At 47.4% G+C, this 17,694-nt stretch carries 21 protein-coding genes; 16 read left to right on the forward strand and 5 right to left on the reverse strand.

Annotated features, from left to right (window positions below; translation table 11 throughout):
* The first annotated feature begins 36 nt into the window (after nucleotides 1-36).
* On the forward strand, nucleotides 37-264 hold the full coding sequence (locus tag JFQ59_RS06635) for a KEOPS complex subunit Pcc1 (protein WP_202319633.1): 228 nt from the start codon (nucleotides 37-39) through the stop codon (nucleotides 262-264).
* The gene (locus tag JFQ59_RS06640) at nucleotides 257-607 is read left to right on the forward strand and encodes a prefoldin subunit beta (protein WP_202319634.1); all 351 of its coding nucleotides are present in this window, start codon (nucleotides 257-259) and stop codon (nucleotides 605-607) included. The genes JFQ59_RS06635 and JFQ59_RS06640 overlap by 8 nt, the downstream gene beginning before the upstream one ends.
* Here the strand turns inward: JFQ59_RS06640 and JFQ59_RS06645 are convergent.
* Nucleotides 588-914 (reverse strand): hypothetical protein, encoded by a 327-nt coding sequence (locus JFQ59_RS06645; protein ID WP_202319635.1) that lies wholly within the window; start codon nucleotides 912-914, stop codon nucleotides 588-590. The genes JFQ59_RS06640 and JFQ59_RS06645 overlap by 20 nt on opposite strands.
* Nucleotides 915-962: 48 nt before the next feature.
* Here JFQ59_RS06645 and JFQ59_RS06650 point away from each other — a divergent pair, with 48 nt between their 5' ends.
* On the forward strand, nucleotides 963-2,048 hold the full coding sequence (locus JFQ59_RS06650) for a tRNA pseudouridine(54/55) synthase Pus10 (protein WP_202319636.1): 1,086 nt from the start codon (nucleotides 963-965) through the stop codon (nucleotides 2,046-2,048).
* Here the strand turns inward: JFQ59_RS06650 and JFQ59_RS06655 are convergent.
* Both JFQ59_RS06655 and JFQ59_RS06660 read right to left on the reverse strand, forming a co-directional pair.
* On the reverse strand, nucleotides 2,045-3,136 hold the full coding sequence (locus JFQ59_RS06655; RefSeq protein WP_202319637.1) for a DUF362 domain-containing protein: 1,092 nt from the start codon (nucleotides 3,134-3,136) through the stop codon (nucleotides 2,045-2,047). The two genes, JFQ59_RS06650 and JFQ59_RS06655, sit on opposite strands and share 4 nt — an antisense overlap.
* Nucleotides 3,133-3,717: a hypothetical protein gene (locus JFQ59_RS06660; protein WP_202319638.1), complete on the reverse strand. Its 585-nt coding sequence runs from the start codon at nucleotides 3,715-3,717 to the stop codon at nucleotides 3,133-3,135. Before JFQ59_RS06660 ends, JFQ59_RS06655 begins: the two co-directional genes overlap by 4 nt.
* A 74-nt stretch (nucleotides 3,718-3,791) precedes the next feature.
* Between JFQ59_RS06660 and JFQ59_RS06665 the strand changes: the two genes are divergently transcribed.
* Nucleotides 3,792-4,475 carry a metallophosphoesterase gene (locus JFQ59_RS06665; protein ID WP_202319639.1) on the forward strand — a complete coding sequence of 228 codons (684 nt, stop codon included), beginning with the start codon at nucleotides 3,792-3,794 and terminating at the stop codon, nucleotides 4,473-4,475.
* On the opposite strand, the gene purD is transcribed toward JFQ59_RS06665, so the two are convergent.
* Nucleotides 4,476-5,903: a phosphoribosylamine--glycine ligase gene (gene purD / locus JFQ59_RS06670; protein WP_202319640.1), complete on the reverse strand. Its 1,428-nt coding sequence runs from the start codon at nucleotides 5,901-5,903 to the stop codon at nucleotides 4,476-4,478.
* A 172-nt stretch (nucleotides 5,904-6,075) separates the two neighbouring features.
* Here purD and ahaH point away from each other — a divergent pair, with 172 nt between their 5' ends.
* The 12 genes from ahaH (at nucleotide 6,076) to JFQ59_RS06730 (ending at nucleotide 16,672) form a co-directional block, all read left to right on the forward strand.
* Nucleotides 6,076-6,405, forward strand: a complete 330-nt coding sequence (gene ahaH / locus JFQ59_RS06675) for an ATP synthase archaeal subunit H (protein WP_230972345.1) — start codon at nucleotides 6,076-6,078, stop codon at nucleotides 6,403-6,405.
* The gene (locus JFQ59_RS06680; RefSeq protein ID WP_202319641.1) at nucleotides 6,398-8,428 is read left to right on the forward strand and encodes a V-type ATP synthase subunit I; all 2,031 of its coding nucleotides are present in this window, start codon (nucleotides 6,398-6,400) and stop codon (nucleotides 8,426-8,428) included. The genes ahaH and JFQ59_RS06680 overlap by 8 nt, the downstream gene beginning before the upstream one ends.
* Nucleotides 8,429-8,450: 22 nt before the next feature.
* Complete coding sequence (locus tag JFQ59_RS06685) at nucleotides 8,451-8,681, forward strand: ATPase (protein ID WP_048064341.1); 231 nt, start codon at nucleotides 8,451-8,453, stop codon at nucleotides 8,679-8,681.
* 4 nt (nucleotides 8,682-8,685) lie between these two features.
* Nucleotides 8,686-8,868 (forward strand): hypothetical protein, encoded by a 183-nt coding sequence (locus tag JFQ59_RS06690; protein WP_202319642.1) that lies wholly within the window; start codon nucleotides 8,686-8,688, stop codon nucleotides 8,866-8,868.
* A gap of 6 nt (nucleotides 8,869-8,874) precedes the next feature.
* Nucleotides 8,875-9,105 (forward strand): ATPase, encoded by a 231-nt coding sequence (locus JFQ59_RS06695; protein ID WP_048064341.1) that lies wholly within the window; start codon nucleotides 8,875-8,877, stop codon nucleotides 9,103-9,105.
* Between the two features lie 13 nt (nucleotides 9,106-9,118).
* Nucleotides 9,119-9,685, forward strand: coding sequence for a V-type ATP synthase subunit E (locus JFQ59_RS06700; protein ID WP_202319643.1), 567 nt, complete (start codon nucleotides 9,119-9,121; stop codon nucleotides 9,683-9,685).
* Nucleotides 9,686-9,702: 17 nt separating this feature from the next.
* Nucleotides 9,703-10,722 carry a V-type ATP synthase subunit C gene (locus JFQ59_RS06705; RefSeq protein ID WP_202319644.1) on the forward strand — a complete coding sequence of 340 codons (1,020 nt, stop codon included), beginning with the start codon at nucleotides 9,703-9,705 and terminating at the stop codon, nucleotides 10,720-10,722.
* Nucleotides 10,719-11,024: a V-type ATP synthase subunit F gene (locus JFQ59_RS06710; RefSeq protein WP_202319645.1), complete on the forward strand. Its 306-nt coding sequence runs from the start codon at nucleotides 10,719-10,721 to the stop codon at nucleotides 11,022-11,024. Before JFQ59_RS06705 ends, JFQ59_RS06710 begins: the two co-directional genes overlap by 4 nt.
* Nucleotides 11,015-12,760 carry an ATP synthase subunit A gene (locus tag JFQ59_RS06715; RefSeq protein ID WP_202319646.1) on the forward strand — a complete coding sequence of 582 codons (1,746 nt, stop codon included), beginning with the start codon at nucleotides 11,015-11,017 and terminating at the stop codon, nucleotides 12,758-12,760. Before JFQ59_RS06710 ends, JFQ59_RS06715 begins: the two co-directional genes overlap by 10 nt.
* A gap of 5 nt (nucleotides 12,761-12,765) precedes the next feature.
* A complete protein-coding gene (locus tag JFQ59_RS06720) occupies nucleotides 12,766-14,175 on the forward strand; it encodes an ATP synthase subunit B (protein ID WP_202319647.1) in 1,410 nt (469 codons plus the stop codon).
* Between the two features lie 24 nt (nucleotides 14,176-14,199).
* Nucleotides 14,200-14,829: a V-type ATP synthase subunit D gene (locus JFQ59_RS06725; RefSeq protein WP_202319648.1), complete on the forward strand. Its 630-nt coding sequence runs from the start codon at nucleotides 14,200-14,202 to the stop codon at nucleotides 14,827-14,829.
* Nucleotides 14,830-14,932: 103 nt separating this feature from the next.
* A complete protein-coding gene (locus tag JFQ59_RS06730; RefSeq protein WP_202319649.1) occupies nucleotides 14,933-16,672 on the forward strand; it encodes a long-chain-fatty-acid--CoA ligase in 1,740 nt (579 codons plus the stop codon).
* Here JFQ59_RS06730 and JFQ59_RS06735 read toward each other — a convergent pair whose 3' ends face one another.
* Nucleotides 16,673-17,686, reverse strand: a complete 1,014-nt coding sequence (locus tag JFQ59_RS06735; protein WP_202319650.1) for an adenylosuccinate synthetase — start codon at nucleotides 17,684-17,686, stop codon at nucleotides 16,673-16,675. It abuts the gene before it with no gap.
* Between the last annotated feature and the right edge of the window lie 8 nt (nucleotides 17,687-17,694).

The following is a 17,694-nucleotide window of genomic DNA, read 5'->3' on the forward strand; positions in this document are numbered from 1 at the left end:
CAACATTTATTAAACTCCCGGTTGCTTTCAGATTGGATGGCGAGAGCTGAGATAACATTTGATGGTATTGACGTTGATCTGGGTATCTGCATAGAACCGGAAATTAAAAGTTCGATTAGCAGGGCAAAGCTTTATCAATCCGGCGAGAGGCTGGTATTAGAGATCGAAGCTGATGATGTTTCGGATTTGAGAGCAGCGATAAATTCGTGGTTGAGGTTAATCAAAATGGGTGTTGAGGTAAACGAGGTGTTGAGAAATGAGTGAGCTTCCCCCGCAGGTTCAGAACCTGGTGGCCCAGCTTCAGCAGCTTCAGCAGCAGCTTCAGGCAGTAATCACACAGAGGGCACAGGTAGAGGCAATGCTCAGGGATACTGAGCAGGCGCTTGAGGAGCTGCAGAAGGTTGAAGATGACTCCCCGGTTTACAAGGCAGTGGGCAATGTGCTGGTGAAGGAGAAGAAGGATGATGTGATAAAGGAGCTGACGGAGAAAAAGGAGACCTACGAAATACGGATAAAGACCCTTCAAAGGCAGGAGGAGAAATTAAGGGAACGCTTTGCCGAAACCCAGAAGAAACTTCAGAGCATCCTCAGTCCTCAGGCAGGATAAGTTCCAGAATATCTGAGAGAAGATTTTTATCTATTTTCCTACTTATTCTTAAAAACTTTCCCTCAAAAGCTATGAATCCGCTGTCAAATCTCCAGGCAGTTCTGAACGGGTGCATTTTGCACTTTTTCCCTCCAAAATCTTCCAGCCCAACCGGCTTCAAGTCTTTTTTCAGCTTAACTGTGAACGACAGATCATCCCCGACAGCTATTGTGTCCTCGTAGATTTTTTTCAGCTCAGTCTGAAGCTCCCACGGTTTCCAGTCCTTGATATTTGCGAGATCGTAAAGTTTCAGGATAACCTCTTTCATGTCCCTGAATTGCGCAGCTATTTTAAATTCATTTTCTCCACCTAATCTGTGCGAGTTTGCAAACAGTGCCTCTCTCTGATTGGAAAGGGTGAACTGGCTGAGGGCGAATGTGAGGCCTGCTGCAATGCCTTCAGCAGAGTGGAGGAGTTTGCCAGCATGATATCATCGAGGCTTTCAGAGTACGAGTTTGAAACCTTCAACACTGGTAGCAGAGTGTGGGGAAGTTTAAGGGCCCTGCAGGAACTCCTGTCTTTAAAGGGAATTGATTACGATATCAAGGGAAAATTCAATGCAGAGCTTTCCAGGGCCATATCTTCAAAAACAGGAAAAATAAGGTCGGTGAATCCAGATGTGACCGTGATCTTTGACCTCGAAACCTTTGATTTTGAAATAGAGGTAAGACCGGTTTACATCTACGGAAGATACATTAAAAGGGTGAGGAACATTTCCCAGACAAGATGGGTCTGTGGCTACTGCAGAGGGAAAGGCTGCGAGAAATGCAACTTCACCGGAAGAAAGTACGGTACGTCAGTTGAGGAGCTGATATCAGTACCGGCTGTTGGAATGTTCCTGGCGATGGATGCAAAGCTGCATGGTGCGGGGAGGGAAGATGTTGACGCCAGAATGCTCGGAAGCGGCAGACCATTCGTGCTGGAAATTCTGGGCCCAAAAAGAAGATATGTTCCTCTTGATGAACTGGAGAGGGTTATAAACACCTATGCAGGTGGGAAGGTCAGGGTTTTTGATCTGGAATATGCTGACTCAGCGAGGGTAAGGGAAGTTAAAATGGAGAGGCACAGAAAAAGGTACAGGGCCAAGATTATCTTTGAGACAGAGGTTGAGAGGAAGGAGCTTTTAAAGGCTCTTGAACAGCTCAGAGGAGAAATAAGGCAGAGAACGCCAAAAAGAGTTCTGCACAGAAGGGCAGACAGGCTGAGAATCAGGCGAGTGTTTGAAACCGAACTGCTCTTTCATTCGGGAAAAATTGCAGTCGTGGAAATCGAGGCAGAAGCGGGTCTGTACATCAAGGAACTTGTGAGTGGGGATGATGGGAGGACGGAGCCTAGTCTGTCGTCGATTCTGGGTGTAAAGGGAAAAGTGGAAAAACTGGATGTTATCGAGGTTATGGATTAGCTTACGTCCTTTATCTCGTAATCCAGACTACCCAGTTCAAGCTCTGCGGCATAATTGAGCATGGCCTCAATGTCAGTCCATTCCCAGAACCGCCCGTCCTTTATTAAAGCATCACCGCAAATCTGTGCTGCAAGATACATGTCAATACTTGCCTTGTCAATTGAGAGAATGTCTCTGGAGGCCAATATTCCGAGGTCCGGAACAAGCGGGATGTCACTGTATGGGTGACAGTCACAGTGGGGAGTAACATCCACAAGGAAGTTGAGATATGCGAAGTTATCGTTAACATCCAGCACGCCTCTGGCACACTCCACGACTCTTTCCGAAACCTCCCTGCCGAAAACCCAGGAAGTTTTTACAGCCCCATCCTTGCAAACTTCCGAACACCCGAGGCACTTGACACATTTCTCTGTTATCACCCTGTAGTTTTCAATTGCGTTTGATGGGCAAATTGTTACACACCTGTCACATTCTGTGCACTTTTCCCGATCAATTTCTGGGTATCTGGAGAGATGTATATCAAATTTTGAAGGCTTGGCAACACATCCGACCCCGACGTTTTTCAAGCTTCCACCCACTCCTGCCTGCATGTGCAGTTTGAAGTGTGTGCAGCAGATTACGGCATCACACTCCGCAATACCTTTCGCCACCTTAACGCTGCTGAGATGTCTGCCCTTTACTGGCACCTCAACAAAGTCGAAGCCGAGAAGACCGTCCGCTATTATAATCGGAGCATTCAGGGTCTGCTGGGTGTATCCATTTTCCTCTGCAACTGTCAGTCTGCCGTATGCGGTACTCCTCAATCTGGTCAGTCCCAGACCTGTGGTTTCTGTAACAAACGGTCTTCCACCGGCCTCTCTAACCTTGTTCACCACCGTCCTTACAAAAACGCTTCTCAGAGTTCTTGTGGTTCCCCTGTCCCCGAAGTGTGTTTTTACGGCAACGATATCCCCCTTCGAGATGATGTCGAGAATTCCACTTTCGTCAATCAACCTCTCAAGTTTTCTAATAAGACTCAGCTCAGGCTGGTACCATTTGCTAGGGTCGGAAACTTCTGCTCTGGGATTTACGTAAAACACGTCGCTCATAAACTTTCAATTAACATACTTTTAATAATATCTTTTGCCAGCCCCTTTTCAAATTCGTTCTTCTCGAGTGGGATGCTGGACTTTATCACCCGAATTGTGTCCTCATGGGTTTCAATGATGTTCGGGAAGAACATGGATATGGACACCTCAACACTTTTCTCATGGGCATGTTTTACCAGGGAAAACATGCTGTGCGATTTGTCCGCTTCAACCCTAACAAGAGTTGCCCTCAGAAGCTGCAAAAGCCTCTGATAGCTGTGATATATAAGAAGACCCGAAATGGAATTCATAATCAGCACGTACCCCTCTCCGACCGTATCCAGCACTCTGTTGATTGCAAGACTCACCTCATTCAGGTTGAGAGGATTGAAAACAACCACGTCCCTCTCGGAGCTGCCCCTTTTTTTTCCCCATGTGAAGGTGTCGATAATCCAGACATCATCCCTGCCAAGCTTTTTCCTCACGAATTCTGCACTTGAGAGGGTTGTGACCCATACTACCTGTTCGAAATCTGAAGAAACTTCTTCAAGCAACTTGCACTTTCCAGTCCCTGGTGGTCCGCTTATCAGCAGATGGGTCATCCCTATTCCTCACTGCAAAGTGTTGACTTACGTGTTCAAATAGATTTTAAACTTTTGCGTTTCAAAAAATTGTAATGGGTAGTGTTGCACTCCACCGTGTCATCCTCACACCAGAAAAGGCGGTGATTCTGGATAATGCTGCGGTTATAGCTGATCTGCACCTCGGATTTGAAAATGTAATGCAGGAGAAGGGCGTGGCGATTCCCAGAATGCAGGTCAGAGAGATTATTGCGAATGTCAGGAATATTGTGGACAGGTACGGGGTAGACAGAATAGTCGTGGCTGGTGATTTAAAGCACGAATTCAGCAGAAATCTTCCATACGAATGGGAGGACGTAAGGGAGTTTGTAGAGTCGGTTGATGTTGAACTGGAGGTGGTGAGGGGAAATCACGACAACTATCTTGCTGCAATCCTCGCAGAATATGGAATAGAGCTGAAAGAGTACGTCAGAATTGGGGACTATTATGTAGTGCACGGGCACAGGGATGTGGAGTTTGATAGGATTATAATGGGGCATGAACATCCAGCGATAAAGGTCAGGGTGAGGGGAGGGGTGTATTCTTACCCCTGCTACCTGGTTGTCGACGATTTAAATATAGTTTTGCCGGCCTTTTCTCCGCTTATGGGTGGAAGTGACGTTTTACAGAACACGTTTCTATCTCCAGTGCTGAATAAAGCAGGGAAAATTGAGGTTTACGCCGTTGAGGATGAGGTTGTATATCTTGGGTCACTGGAAGACATCCAGCGTGTCGTTTGATCACTCCTCGACATCCAGACCGATCGTTTTCCGGTATCTCATGCCCGGAAAGCTGATCCTGCTGAGGGCGGAGTAAGCCCTTCCCCTTGCTGTCTCGATGCTTTCCCCTTTGCCAACCACGGTGAGAACTCTTCCTCCTGTGGTAACGTATCCGCCATCGTTTTTCGCTATTCCATTTGCATAGATCGTGGCTTCCTTCATGGCTACCTCAATGCCGCTTATTGGCTGACTCGTGTAGTGATCCGCAGGATAGCCAGGCTTCAATCCCTCTCTACCCTTCAAAGCACCGCTTACTGCACAAACCGCAACGCAATAATCACTGCTGAATTTGATGTCCGTATTTTCGAGCTCACCTTCTATTATTGCCATTGAAATTTCTGCGATGTCGCTTTCGAGTCTCGGCATTTTGGCCTCAGTTCCGGGATCGCAGTCTCTCACGTTTATTTCAAGCACTTTTGGGACCAGTTCTCCGCCTTCTTCCACGAGCATGATGACCGGATAGAGAACCCCCTTGAATTCGATTCCCTCAAGTTCCCTGAACTTCCTGACAATCGGCTCAGCTACCATGTCAAGTATTTTTTTCTCAATCTCCGGACCCACATCGGGGTGTGGGCTTACCGCACCCATTCCACCGGTATTTGGATTTATGAGCTTGCCCTCTCTGAAAAGCTGCTCTATCTGTGCCTTTGTGTAGAACTTCCTTGTCAGTCCTATGTAGAAATCTCTCAGCCCTTCCAGATCGTCTTTATCAAACGCACGTTTGTAATCCTTGGCATGTCCGAACGGCTTGACAGTTTTTCCATCACTCAGGGCTGTAAAGGCGACTTCAATACCCTTCAATCTTTCCTCAACCACCACTCTGTTTCCCGCATCACCGAACTTTTTCTGAACCATTATCTCGTCAACAGCTCTGAACGCTTCATCAACGGATTCACAGACGTAAACACCTTTACCGGCTGCCAGTCCATCGGCCTTTACTACAATACCATCCTGAAAGTTTTCTTTTATGTACTCTTTCGCTTCCTCCGGATCGTCAAAGTTGGCGTATCTTGGTATTGGAACTCCGATTTTTCTCAGGAAATCCTTAGCCCAGCATTTGCTCGATTCAAGAATCGTAGCTTCCTTTTTAGGTCCTATTGCGGGAATTCCCTCCTCTTCGAGCCTGTCAACTATTCCCAGGCTCAGAGGCTCCTCAGGCCCGATGTAGGCGAGATCAATGTCCATCATTTTAGCGAACTTTACAATAGTATCCACTGCTCTAATGGATGGAATTTTAGCTCCGTTAAACTCGGCCAACCTGCACTTTTCGAAAAATTCGCTACCCCCGTTGCCGGGCGCAACATAAATTTCTTTTACTCTATCACTTTTTGAAAAAGCGTGAGCAATTGCGTTACCTCTGCCGCCAGCATCAACAACAAGAACCTTCATGTTGGTTTTTATCCCGACCATTATATTCCATTTTCGGTTGCTTGGGCTGTGAAATAATTAATATTCGTTTTTAATTACAAATTCAGCCTGTGTAAAAATAACAAAACTTAAATACGGTTTGGTTAGGCTTTCGATTGTCTTTAAAGTGAAGAGTTTAATCAAGGTGGTTACCATGGATAAGACAGAAATTCTTGAAAAGATTAAGCAAACAGAGATTAAAGTTGAAGAAAGCATCAGGGCTGCAGAGGAGGAAAAGAAAAACAAAATTCTCGAGGCAAAGATGAAGGCGAGGGAGATAATCGAAAGTGCCGAGTCTGAGGCTGCGAAGATTAAAGAAGAAATCATCAATTCTGCAAAAAGGCAAATAGAATCAGAAAAAGAGGAAATCAGGAAAAGGGAATCCAAGGAGATCGAAGAGTTCGCCAGAAAAGGAAAAGACAACGTTATGAAGGCTGTGGAGTTTCTCTATAGTGAATTTGTAGGGATGGTGGAACATGCTTAAGCCGGAAAAGATGGTTAGGGTTTCTGTAGTGGGCCCCAGGGAGAAGCTGGGGGAGACTGCAGACCTTCTCCACAGGCTCAATCTGATACACATCGAAGAACCTGAAGAATCGGAATACTTTAGAATCGGTGAGCCGTTTGAAAATGCTTCTGCTGTTTCAAGAGCTCTTGTTCAAATGAGGAGCTTCATCTCCCATCTGAAGCTGGATCCATCAAAGATCATCCCGAAGAGGAAATACAGAGCATCGGAAATCGAAGCGCAGTTGAAGGATAAACTTGACGAGTACCAGAAGCTTATTGGAGAGAAACTTGAATACCTCAGAAGTGTCGATGAGAAAGTCGCAGTGCTTGACGAGCAGCTCAGTCATATCGAGCCTTTGAAGCAGCTTGGAATCCCTGCAAAGCTGTTAAAGGGCTACAAAACACTCAGAACGTTTGTTGGGTTCGTTAAGGAGAATCCAGCAAGCAAACTGTCCGAGATTACCAGTGACTTCGAAATCTTCACTGCGGAGTATGAAAAGGAACTCGTCGTAGCGGTTTTTGTTAAAGCAGAGTATGGTGATGAGTTTCTGAGAGTTCTGCAGGAGTCGGGATTCAGAGAACTACCAGTCCCCGATGTGGACGATTTTGATGCAAGGATCTCGGAGATCGAGCAGGAGATAGAGTCCCTGAAGGCGAGGAAAGAGCAGATAGAGAAGGAGATAGAGGAAATCAAGGTGAAAGAGGCAGAAACCCTGCTTGCTATTGAGGAGTTCCTGACTTCAGAGATGGACAAGTACGAACTGCCGTTGAGAACTCTGGTTTCAAAATACTCATTCGTTCTTGTTGGATACGTACCCGCAAAGGCCCTGAACGAGTTCAAGGCAAAAATGGATTCAAATGGGGTGGCGGTTGAGGTTCTTGATGAGGAAGGAGAGCCACCAACGAAACTCAGCAATCCTGTCGGAGTGAGAAACTTCGAATTGCTGACCACCACGTTTGGAATACCCAAGTACAAGGAAATCGATCCTACCGTTTTCATAGCAATCTTCTTCCCGATATTCTTCGGTATGATGCTCGGTGATATAGGCTATGGACTTCTTGTCACGGCCATTTCTCTCTATCTCAAAAGGGTTTTCAGGACAGAAGGATGGCAGAGGATGCTCAACATCGGTGTCTACGCTGGTGTGATGTCAATAATCTTCGGAATAATTTACGGCGAGTGTTTCGGTCCTTTCATAGTCCCAGGAGAGTACGAACCTTACCAGATCCACTTCATCGGGTTGCAGCTTGAGCATTTCTACGGGTTCCACGGGGGCCATCCGATATTCGACAGGGTTGAGGAGATGGGGGTTAAGGTTCTGCTGTTTGCCACGATCGTTCTGGGTATCGCCAAGATCCTCTTTGGATTCGCTCTCGGATTCTACAACGTTTATGTTGAGCACGGGTTAAAAGAGGCAATTCTCGAAAAGCTATCATGGATTATCGGCGTTCTGGGTTTGGCGATGATAATCTTCGGCTTTTCCTACAATGTTGGCGTTTTCTACCAGCTTGGGCTTGGACCAAACCCCGGTGACGTTCCACCGCTGCCACTTCCGGGACTTATGGAGGGATGGCAGTCCGGAGTGAACATGTTCTATGTGGCATCACTGCCGCTGCTGGTCATCTGGTTCGTCCTTTTCGTCATGGGTGAAGTGCCAAAGATGGGTGCAATGGGCGTCATTCTTGCAGTTGAGCTGCTTACGTGGTTCGGGCAGATAATGAGCTATGCCAGACTTCTGGCTATTGGACTGTCTTCAGTGTACATAGCGTTCGTCATCAACTTCATAGGAATGAAGCTGATCGATCCTGCGGGTATCAGTATACCGGTAGTGGGGGTGTTGATTCTCGTGGTGGGACACATTGGCAACCTGGTACTCGGCATTCTCGATCCAGGCTTACAGTCATTACGTTTGCACTACGTAGAGTTCTTCACGAAGTTCTTTGAAGGTGGAGGCAGGCTCTATGAGCCTTTTGGTAGGATTAAGAGGTTTATTGAGGAGTAGGTGTAATGGGAGGTGAGAATGAATGGTGGAAGATGCACTGGCTAAGGGTTTGATTGCAGTTGGAGCTGGACTGGCAGTTGGACTTGCCGGTATAGGTGCAGGACTTGGTGAAAGCGGTATAGGTGCAGCTGCCGTAGGAGCTACAGCGGAAGACAGAGGCTTCTTTGGTCTCGGTATTCTGTTTACAGTTATACCTGAGACCATAGTCATCTTCGGACTGGTCATTGCGTTCATACTGATGTTCGCGTTCTGAAGGCATGCCGGGCGAAGAGCTGGTTAGGAGATTCCTGGAAAGGAAAGTGCTGACGGAGAAAAACGTAGAGAGGTTCGTGAAATATTACTGGCTGGTCTCTACGGCGAGGATGGTTCTCGGAGTAACCATCCTCATTTTAATATTAATGGGAGGGCTGAAATTTGGGCAACTTTTTCCCTGGAGGTGAGAATGAATGGTGGAAGATGCACTGGCTAAGGGTTTGATTGCAGTTGGAGCTGGACTGGCAGTTGGACTTGCCGGTATAGGTGCAGGACTTGGTGAAAGCGGTATAGGTGCAGCTGCCGTAGGAGCTACAGCGGAAGACAGAGGCTTCTTTGGTCTCGGTATTCTGTTTACAGTTATACCTGAGACCATAGTCATCTTCGGACTGGTCATTGCGTTCATACTGATGTTCGCGTTCTGAATAGGTGAAGCAAATGCCACTGGATAGAGTATTGCAGGAAATCCAGCAGAAGGGTGAAGAGGAGGTCAGGAAGATCAGGGAGGAGGCGGAGAAAGAGGTGGAGAAAATACTGGCCCGGGCAAAAGCCGAGGCCGAAGAAATTCTGAAGAAGGCAAGAGAAGAAGCAGAAAAGGAGGCTGAAGCTTTAAGAAAGCAGGAAATTTCCAGCGTCAAACTGGAGATGAAGAGAGAATTGCTTAACGTTCAGAAGGAAATTCTTGAGGATGTATTCAACCTTCTCAGACAGAAAATCAGAGATATGGATGTTGATACAAGGAAAAAACTGCTGAAGACACTTCTCGAAAAGAATGCGTCCGCCGGGATGGTGGTGTATTCGAGAAAGGAGGATGAAGAAATCGTTAAGGAACTCATAAAGGATATGAAGCTCGATGTCAAATATGGTGGGAACATCGAGTGCATTGGAGGCATAGTGCTGGAGGACGCCACCGGTGATGTTAGGATAAACATGACCTTCGATGAACTTGTAAGCCAGATCTACGAGCAGAAAATGAGTGAAGTTTCAAAATTACTGTTCAAGTAACTGAGAGGTGATAGGCAATGATATACAGGGGCAATAGGGCTGCCTGGGCTTACATTGTTGCGAGAACGAAAGTGATGAAAAGCAGGCTGCTGAAGGCAGAAGACTTCAGAAAACTTCTGAACATGGAATTTGAAGAGATTATCAGGTATGTTGGTGAAACAGAGTACAAGAAGGAAGTGGATGAGCTTGGTTACAAGTTTTCAGGTCCAAGACTGCTCGATTACGCACTGTTTGCGAATCTTGCAAGAACATACAGAAAACTTATTGAGGTATCTTTCGGAGCATCCAAGTTCCTGATCATGAATTACCTGAAAAAATGGGATGTCTGGAATTTGATAAACATCATCAGAGGAAAAATGGCTAACGTTCAGCCCGATGTGGTCGAGGACATTCTCGTTCCTGCTGGTGAGAGGGATGTTGACTTCTGGAAAACACTGGTTGTCAAGGATGTTGAGGAAATAGTAAAAGCCTTTGAAGGAACTCCGTACTATGAAGCTCTCTCGAAAATAGGCAGTGAAGATATGAGCAAGGTTGAAGATGAGCTTTACAAGATATACTACAGAGAGCTGCTCAAGCTACAACCATCGGATTTTGCAATGAAACTCTTCCTGGATTTCGTGAAGATGGAAATAGACATACGAAATATCAAGACGATCCTCAGACTGAAGGCCGAGGATTCCACGGCGGATGAGATCATGAGCTGCATAATTCCCGGAGGTTATGAGCTATCCGAGGATGAAATAAGAAAGATAGTGACCATGCCGCTCGATGAACTCATCAAAGCTCTTGAGGGATACTGGTTCTGGGAAGACGTTCAAATTGAGGGCAAGGAAATAGCTACGGCGGAGATAGAATTCGATAAGGTGTGGATAAGAACCATCGCCAAGAGAGCGAACAACTATCCTCTCAGCGTCCTGCCTGTCCTGCAGTACATAGTACTCAAAAAGGTTGAAGTGGACAACCTCAGAATACTGGGATGGGGCAAGTGGTACGGATTGCCGAATGAGGAGATAGAGAGGCAGATGGTGATGTTATGAAGAGGCTGGCGGTGATAGGGGATCCGGATTTTACACTTGGATTCATGCTGGCAGGAATTTCCGACACTTACGAAGTTACCACTGACGAGGAAATTGCTAAAGCTGTTGATGATGTTTTAAAAAGAGATGATATTGGTGTTGTTATTATTAGGCAGGAGTATCTCCGAAGACTTCCCCCCGTTTTGAGGAGGGTGATTGACGAAACTGTCGAGCCCACCTTCGTCTCGGTGGGCGGAACAGGAGGTGTGGAGGAGATTAAGGAGAAAATAAGAAAGGCGATAGGTGTTGACCTATGGAAGTGAAAGAATCTGGATTAGTTGGAGAAATTTACAGAGTTTCTGGCCCCCTTGTAGTTGCAGAAGGGCTTAAAGCGAGAATGTATGATCTCTGCAAGGTTGGTGAAGAGGGGCTGATGGGAGAGGTTGTAGGTTTAGTGGGTAACAAGACACTCATTCAGGTTTACGAGGATACTTCGGGTATCAGACCGGGGGACAAGGTAGAGAACACCGGAATGCCACTCAGCGTTGAGCTTGGTCCGGGACTGATCAGAAACATCTATGATGGAGTTCAGAGACCGCTGCCCGTCTTGAAGGAGGTCAGTGGAGACTTTATCGGCAGGGGTATAGAAGCTCCGGGACTTGACAGAAAGGCAAAGTGGGAGTTCAGGCCACTGATAAAGAAGGGTGACAAGATATCTCCGGGGGAGATCATTGGTACAGTTCAGGAAACCGATGTTGTTGAGCAGAAGATTCTCGCACCACCGAACATTAAGGGTGGAACCGTAACAGAGGTTTACGAGGGAAGCTTTACTGTGGAGGATACGATTGTCGTCCTTGATGATGGGACAGAACTCAAGCTATATCACAAATGGCCGGTAAGAGTTCCAAGACCGTATGTTGAGAAATTACCGCCCGTTATACCGCTCATAACCGGACAGAGAATTCTTGACACCTTCTTCCCGGTAGCTAAGGGTGGAACAGCAGCTATCCCGGGGCCATTCGGAAGCGGGAAGACTGTAACGCAGCACCAGCTTGCAAAGTGGAGTGATGCTCAGATTGTGGTCTACATTGGATGTGGTGAGAGGGGCAATGAGATGACTGAAGTTCTTGAGGAGTTCCCAGAGCTCGAGGATCCGAGAACGGGCAAGCCGTTGATGGAAAGGACGGTTCTTGTTGCGAACACATCAAACATGCCCGTTGCAGCCAGAGAGGCATCGGTTTACACCGGCATTACGATTGCCGAATACTTCAGAGACATGGGCTACGACGTGGCGATTCAGGCAGACTCAACCAGCAGATGGGCAGAGGCAATGAGAGAAATATCCGGAAGACTTGAGGAAATGCCCGGTGAAGAGGGCTATCCTGCTTATCTGGCATCAAGACTTGCCGAATTCTACGAGAGAGCTGGCAGAGTTAAGACTCTTGCAGGAAACGTTGGAAGTGTTACGGTTGTTGGAGCGGTTTCGCCTCCCGGTGGAGATTTCAGTGAGCCCGTGACACAGAACACCCTTAGAATTGTCAAGGTGTTCTGGGCTCTTGATGCCAAGCTTGCAGCGAGAAGACACTTCCCGGCTATTAACTGGCTGCAGAGCTACAGCCTCTATGTAGACACTCTGAAGGACTGGTTCGCAGAGAATGTCAACGAAGGGTGGAATGAGCTGAGAAGATGGGCGATGGAGGTTCTGCAGGAAGAGGCCAACCTGCAGGAGATCGTGCAGCTCGTCGGAAGCGATGCTTTGCCCGAATCGCAGAGAGTCCTGCTTGAAGTTGCGAGGATAATCAGAGAGGTTTACCTTGTACAGTATGCGTATCACCCGGTTGATACCTACTGCAGCGTGCAGAAACAGTTCGATATGCTCAAAGCGATAAAGCAGATAAACGACTGGTTCTTCAAGGCGCTTGAGGCTGGAAAGACCATTGACGAAATTACAGGCGTGGAGGGTCTTGAGGAGTTTGCAAGGGCAAAGTTCGAGGAGGACTACAAGAGTGCAATGGAGGCTGCGCTTGAGAAGATTAGGAAGAACCTGTTGGGAGAGTGATGGGAATGAAGGAGTATAAAACCATAACTCAGGTTGCAGGTCCTCTTGTTTTTGTTGAGAAGACCGAGCCCGTGGCTTATGGAGAGCTCGTCACAATTACACTTCCCGATGGATCAACGAGGAGAGGTCAGGTCCTCGACACCTCAAAGGATATTGTGGTTGTGCAGGTTTTCGAGGGGACGAGAGGTGTTGATGTATCCAGCACCGTCAGGTTCACCGGAGATATTGTTAAGCTTAACTGCGCACAGGACATGCTCGGAAGAATCCTGAGCGGTTCGGGTGAACCTATTGATGGCGGGCCGAAAATTGTCCCGGAGGAGAGAAGACCAATTGTTGGTGCTGCCATCAATCCGTATGCCAGGCAGTATCCGAGAGAGTTCATCCAGACGGGTATCTCTGCAATTGACGGGATGAACACACTTGTCAGAGGCCAGAAATTGCCAATTTTCAGTGGTTCAGGTTTGCCCCACAACGATATCGCCCTGCAGATCGCCAGACAGGCAAAGGTCAGGGGAGAGGGTGAGGAGTTTGCCGTTATATTCGCAGCCATGGGTATTACCTACGAAGAGGCCTATCAGTTCATGAAGGAGTTTGAGAGAACCGGAGCACTGGAGAGGGCCGTGGTTTTCCTGAACCTCGCAAACGATCCGGCCATCGAGAGAATTCTAACACCCAGAATGGCGCTCACAGCAGCAGAATTTCTGGCTTACGAGTATGACCTGCACATTCTGGTTATACTGACAGACATGACCAACTACTGTGAGGCTTTGAGAGAGATCTCTGCAGCAAGAGAAGAGGTTCCGGGAAGAAGAGGTTATCCGGGTTACATGTATACCGACTTGGCAACAATCTACGAGAGGGCAGGGAGAATCAGAGGGAGGAAGGGAACAATTACCCAGATGCCCATCCTGACGATGCCGGGAGATGATATCACCCATCCGATTCCCGATCTGACTGGCTATATCACCGAGGGCCAGATAGTTCTCAGCAGAGAGCTGCATGCTAAGGGTATTTACCCGCCAATCAACGTCCTTCCATCTCTCAGCAGGCTGATGAAAGAAGGTATCGGTGAGGGCTTCACGAGAGACGACCATCCACAGTGGAACGACCAGATGTATGCAGCGTATGCAGAAGGTGTTGATCTCAGAGGTCTTGTTGCGATCGTCGGTGAGGAGGCACTGTCAGAGAGGGATAGAAAGTTCCTCGCATTTGCCGATGAATTCGAGAGAAGGTTTGTCCAGCAGGGCAGATATGAGGACAGGGATATAGAGCAGACTCTCGATCTTGGCTGGGAGCTGCTTTCAATGCTTCCCGAAAGAGAGCTTACCAAGGTCGAGAGAAAGTTCATCGAGAAGTACCATCCGAAATACAAGAAAGGCGCAGAGAAGTCCGAAGGAGAGGCGGAAGCCTCTTAAATTATTTTTAAGAGGTGACAGAGAATGGCAGAGGTTCAGCCGACTCGAATGGAACTCATCAAGCTCAGAAGAAGAATAAAAATGGCTACACGCGGTCATGCTTTGCTGAAGATGAAGAGAGATGGTCTGATCATGGAATTCAGGCAGCTTCTTGAAGAGGCCAAGAGTGTAATAAGTGGAATGATTGAAAAGTATGAAAAGGCGCAGCATAAACTCACACTGGCAATAGCTGTTGATGGTATTGTGGCTGTCCGCTCAATAGCCCTGTCGTGCTGCCAGATTCAGCCAGAGTTCAGCATGAAAAGGAAGAACATAATGGGTGTTGTGGTTCCGGTTATCAAGCGTGAACCCGTGAAAAAGAAGCCGACGGAAAGAGGATACGGCATACTCAGCACATCAACGAGAGTTGACGAGGCTGTTGAAGCTTACGAGGAGCTTGTTGATTCCGTTCTGGAAGTTGCAGAAATAGAGACTACACTGAGAAAGCTTATCGAGGAAATTGAAAGGACGAAGAGGAGAGTCAATGCTCTTGAATACAGGGTAATCCCCACAATGGAAGATCTTGCGAAGTTCATCGCATTCAAACTCGAAGAAATGGATAGAGAGAACATCATCAGGTTGAAGAAGCTGAAAACCAAGAAGGCCAAGGTTTGAATTTTAGTCTATTTTTTCATAATAGTTTTTCAGTTTGAAAAATTTTTCCAGTTTATTTCGTAAATGGAGAAAAGTTTATAAAAATTATTGTTCACGTTCTATCATGAGTGAAAAACACGGGATTCTGGATGTTGAGGGGGAGAATATTCGTGAACTGGATCCGCAGAAAATTAACAGAATATGGACAAAATTTTACGACGAAGGTGTGAGAGATAGCATTGAATATCCTGAAATTCCAGCTTACCGGCTGCTCGATAAAGCTGCCGCCACCGATCCAAACAAAGTTTGCTTTGAGTTTTTCGGTACGAGGTGGACTTACAGGCAGGTCAAAGACGCATCAGATAAAGTTGCAAGCTTCTTATTTGACATCGGTGTTGAGAAGGGGGAGAGAATAGTAGTTGCTCTTCCCAACACGCCGCACTATGCGATAATCGTCCACGGGATTTACAAGGTTGGGGGGATAGTCGTTCAGTGCAATCCAATCTACACCGAAAGAGAGCTGAGATTCATCGTCAGGAACAGTGAAGCTAATAAAATGTTCTGTTTTGAGAGCATGTATCCGAGAGTAAGGCCGTTAATTGAGGATGGACTTCTCGAGAAGGTTGTAATCTGCAGGATAGAGGATTTTCTGGGGCTTCTGACGAGTGTGCTGTTCAGGGCATTTATGAAGAAAAAGGTGGTGGGGAAGGTTGAAATAGACAGGAGAAGGGAGGTTCTGTTCTGGAGCGATGTCATGCGATATGAAAGGACTGACAGGAGAGTTGAGATCAATCCCAGGAAGGATGTGGCCATGCTCCAGTATACAGGTGGAACCACCGGCTTTCCCAAGGGCGTTATGCTCACCCACTACAATCTCGTCGTCAATGCCCATCAGGCCGCCGAGTGGGACCCGAAGTGTACGCCTGATGATGTCGCTGTTGGCTGTCTTCCTGTCTTTCATGTTTACGGGATGACGATGCTCAATTCCTCTACAATTCTCAGAATGAAGATAATACCTGTTCCCGATCCGAGAGATGTTGAGGCGATAATGAAGGCTGTACAGAAGTACAGGGTGACGACCTTTACTGGAGTTCCCACCATGTTCATAGCTATGCTGAATCATCCAAATCTCAGCAAGTACAACTTAACGAGTTTGAGGGTCTGTGTGAGCGGTGCAGCCCCTCTGCCGGTTGAAGTTAAGAAAAGGTGGGAGGAGGTTACAGGTGGGAAGCTTGTTGAGGGATACGGATTGAGCGAAGCCTCTCCAGTTACCCACTGCAACCCGCTTTACGGGATGAACAAGGCCGGAAGCATTGGAGTGCCGTATCCGGATACATACGCCGTCATCGTCGATGAGGAAGGGTGTATTCTTCCTCCTGGAGAAGAGGGAGAACTTGCCATTTACGGACCTCAGGTTATGAAGGGTTACTGGAAAATGGAAGAGGAGACGGAAAAAACCCTCATAAATGGATGGCTTCTCACCGGGGATATGGCGAAGATGGATGAGGACGGCTACTTCTACATCGTTGACAGAAAGAAGGACATGATCGTGGCAGGAGGATACAACATATACCCAAGAGAGGTTGAGGAAGTCTTATTCGAACATCCTGCAGTTGCCGAGGCCGCAGTTGTTGGCGTTCCTGACCCCTACAGAGGGGAGACGGTAAAGGCGTTCGTAGTTCTCAAGCCGGAATACCGCGGAAAGGTTACCGAAAAAGATCTGGACAGGTTTTGCAGGGAAAGGCTTGCAGCCTACAAGGTTCCGAGAATTTACGAGTTCAGAGGTGAACTGCCAAAATCACTTGTTGGAAAAGTGCTCAGAAGAGCTCTCAGGGAGGAGGAAATCGCAAAAATGAAGAAATAATTACAGTTTTTCCTTTCTCAGGTCTATAATCTGTTTCGTTTCGGGACCGGTGGAGATCAGTGTCACCGGAACCTTCACGTCATCCTCAACCTTCTCTACAAACTGCTTTGCCTTCGGCGTGAGTTTCTCCCATTCGGTAACACCATAGCAGTCTTTATCCAGCTTGTCTATGCCGGTGAGTGCAATCTGCGTTGCCCCGTTCACCATAGCGGAATAGCGTGCGAATTCTCCGTCCCAGTAACCTATTCTCCTTCTTCTACCAGTCACAGTTCCGTACTCGACAATTCCAAGCTTTTCAGCCTCCTCCTGCGGCATCTCTGTTGGAAATGGACCTGCTCCAACCCTGGTGGGAAAGCACTTGAAGACAACAATCACGTCGTCGATTCTCGTTGGCCCAACGCCCACATCCGAGGCCATGGCTGAGGCACTTGTATCTTTTGAGGTCACGAATGGATAGGTGCCGTAATACAAGCTCAGACCAAAACCCTGACTGCCCTCTATAAGAACGAATTCTCCGTTATCCAGCGCCTGATTTACTTCAAGTGGAACGTCGACGAGGTAGTCCCTGAGTTCTGGAATATCCTTGGCCTGTTTTGCCACCCTGCTCACCCTGTCCACATTTGCAGGTCCGCAGCCCGTTCCGGTGGTCCCGATTTTTTTGCTCAGATGTTCACTTCCCCTGTCTGCCTCGATGTGCTTGGGTTCTATTATCGCACATCTGTAATCGACCCTTGCTCTGTCCGCAACGTTCAGCAGCTCAACCTCCTTGAGAAAGACTTCAGGATTAACAAGAACTCCGGCACCGATAAAAAGCCTGGCGTCCCTGTAAACAAAACCAGAGGGAATCATCCTGACTCCGAACTTCTGGCCATCGATCTCCACCGTATGGCCAGCATTCGGTCCGACTCCCCCTCTTGCTATGATTGTGGGTCTGTCGCTGTACGCAACATGCGCCACGATCTTTCCCTTCCCTTCATCTCCCCAGAATCCACCAACAATTATCGTAGCTCCCATAACACTGA

It is taken from the genome of Archaeoglobus neptunius, assembly GCF_016757965.1.
Classification (GTDB): domain Archaea; phylum Halobacteriota; class Archaeoglobi; order Archaeoglobales; family Archaeoglobaceae; genus Archaeoglobus; species Archaeoglobus neptunius.

Excerpts from the sequence above, each read along its gene's own strand:
- JFQ59_RS06635 (WP_202319633.1), top strand. The coding sequence starts at position 37 with ATGGCGAGAGCTGAGATAACATTTGATGGTATTGACGTTGATCTGGGT.
- JFQ59_RS06640 (WP_202319634.1), top strand. The coding sequence starts at position 257 with ATGAGTGAGCTTCCCCCGCAGGTTCAGAACCTGGTGGCCCAGCTTCAG.
- JFQ59_RS06645 (WP_202319635.1), bottom strand. The coding sequence starts at position 914 with ATGAAAGAGGTTATCCTGAAACTTTACGATCTCGCAAATATCAAGGAC.
- JFQ59_RS06655 (WP_202319637.1), bottom strand. The coding sequence starts at position 3,136 with ATGAGCGACGTGTTTTACGTAAATCCCAGAGCAGAAGTTTCCGACCCT.
- JFQ59_RS06660 (WP_202319638.1), bottom strand. The coding sequence starts at position 3,717 with ATGACCCATCTGCTGATAAGCGGACCACCAGGGACTGGAAAGTGCAAG.
- JFQ59_RS06665 (WP_202319639.1), top strand. The coding sequence starts at position 3,792 with ATGGGTAGTGTTGCACTCCACCGTGTCATCCTCACACCAGAAAAGGCG.
- purD (WP_202319640.1), bottom strand. The coding sequence starts at position 5,903 with ATGAAGGTTCTTGTTGTTGATGCTGGCGGCAGAGGTAACGCAATTGCT.
- ahaH (WP_230972345.1), top strand. The coding sequence starts at position 6,076 with ATGGATAAGACAGAAATTCTTGAAAAGATTAAGCAAACAGAGATTAAA.
- JFQ59_RS06680 (WP_202319641.1), top strand. The coding sequence starts at position 6,398 with ATGCTTAAGCCGGAAAAGATGGTTAGGGTTTCTGTAGTGGGCCCCAGG.
- JFQ59_RS06685 (WP_048064341.1), top strand. The coding sequence starts at position 8,451 with ATGGTGGAAGATGCACTGGCTAAGGGTTTGATTGCAGTTGGAGCTGGA.
- JFQ59_RS06690 (WP_202319642.1), top strand. The coding sequence starts at position 8,686 with ATGCCGGGCGAAGAGCTGGTTAGGAGATTCCTGGAAAGGAAAGTGCTG.
- JFQ59_RS06695 (WP_048064341.1), top strand. The coding sequence starts at position 8,875 with ATGGTGGAAGATGCACTGGCTAAGGGTTTGATTGCAGTTGGAGCTGGA.
- JFQ59_RS06700 (WP_202319643.1), top strand. The coding sequence starts at position 9,119 with ATGCCACTGGATAGAGTATTGCAGGAAATCCAGCAGAAGGGTGAAGAG.
- JFQ59_RS06705 (WP_202319644.1), top strand. The coding sequence starts at position 9,703 with ATGATATACAGGGGCAATAGGGCTGCCTGGGCTTACATTGTTGCGAGA.
- JFQ59_RS06710 (WP_202319645.1), top strand. The coding sequence starts at position 10,719 with ATGAAGAGGCTGGCGGTGATAGGGGATCCGGATTTTACACTTGGATTC.
- JFQ59_RS06715 (WP_202319646.1), top strand. The coding sequence starts at position 11,015 with ATGGAAGTGAAAGAATCTGGATTAGTTGGAGAAATTTACAGAGTTTCT.
- JFQ59_RS06720 (WP_202319647.1), top strand. The coding sequence starts at position 12,766 with ATGAAGGAGTATAAAACCATAACTCAGGTTGCAGGTCCTCTTGTTTTT.
- JFQ59_RS06725 (WP_202319648.1), top strand. The coding sequence starts at position 14,200 with ATGGCAGAGGTTCAGCCGACTCGAATGGAACTCATCAAGCTCAGAAGA.
- JFQ59_RS06730 (WP_202319649.1), top strand. The coding sequence starts at position 14,933 with ATGAGTGAAAAACACGGGATTCTGGATGTTGAGGGGGAGAATATTCGT.
- JFQ59_RS06735 (WP_202319650.1), bottom strand. The coding sequence starts at position 17,686 with ATGGGAGCTACGATAATTGTTGGTGGATTCTGGGGAGATGAAGGGAAG.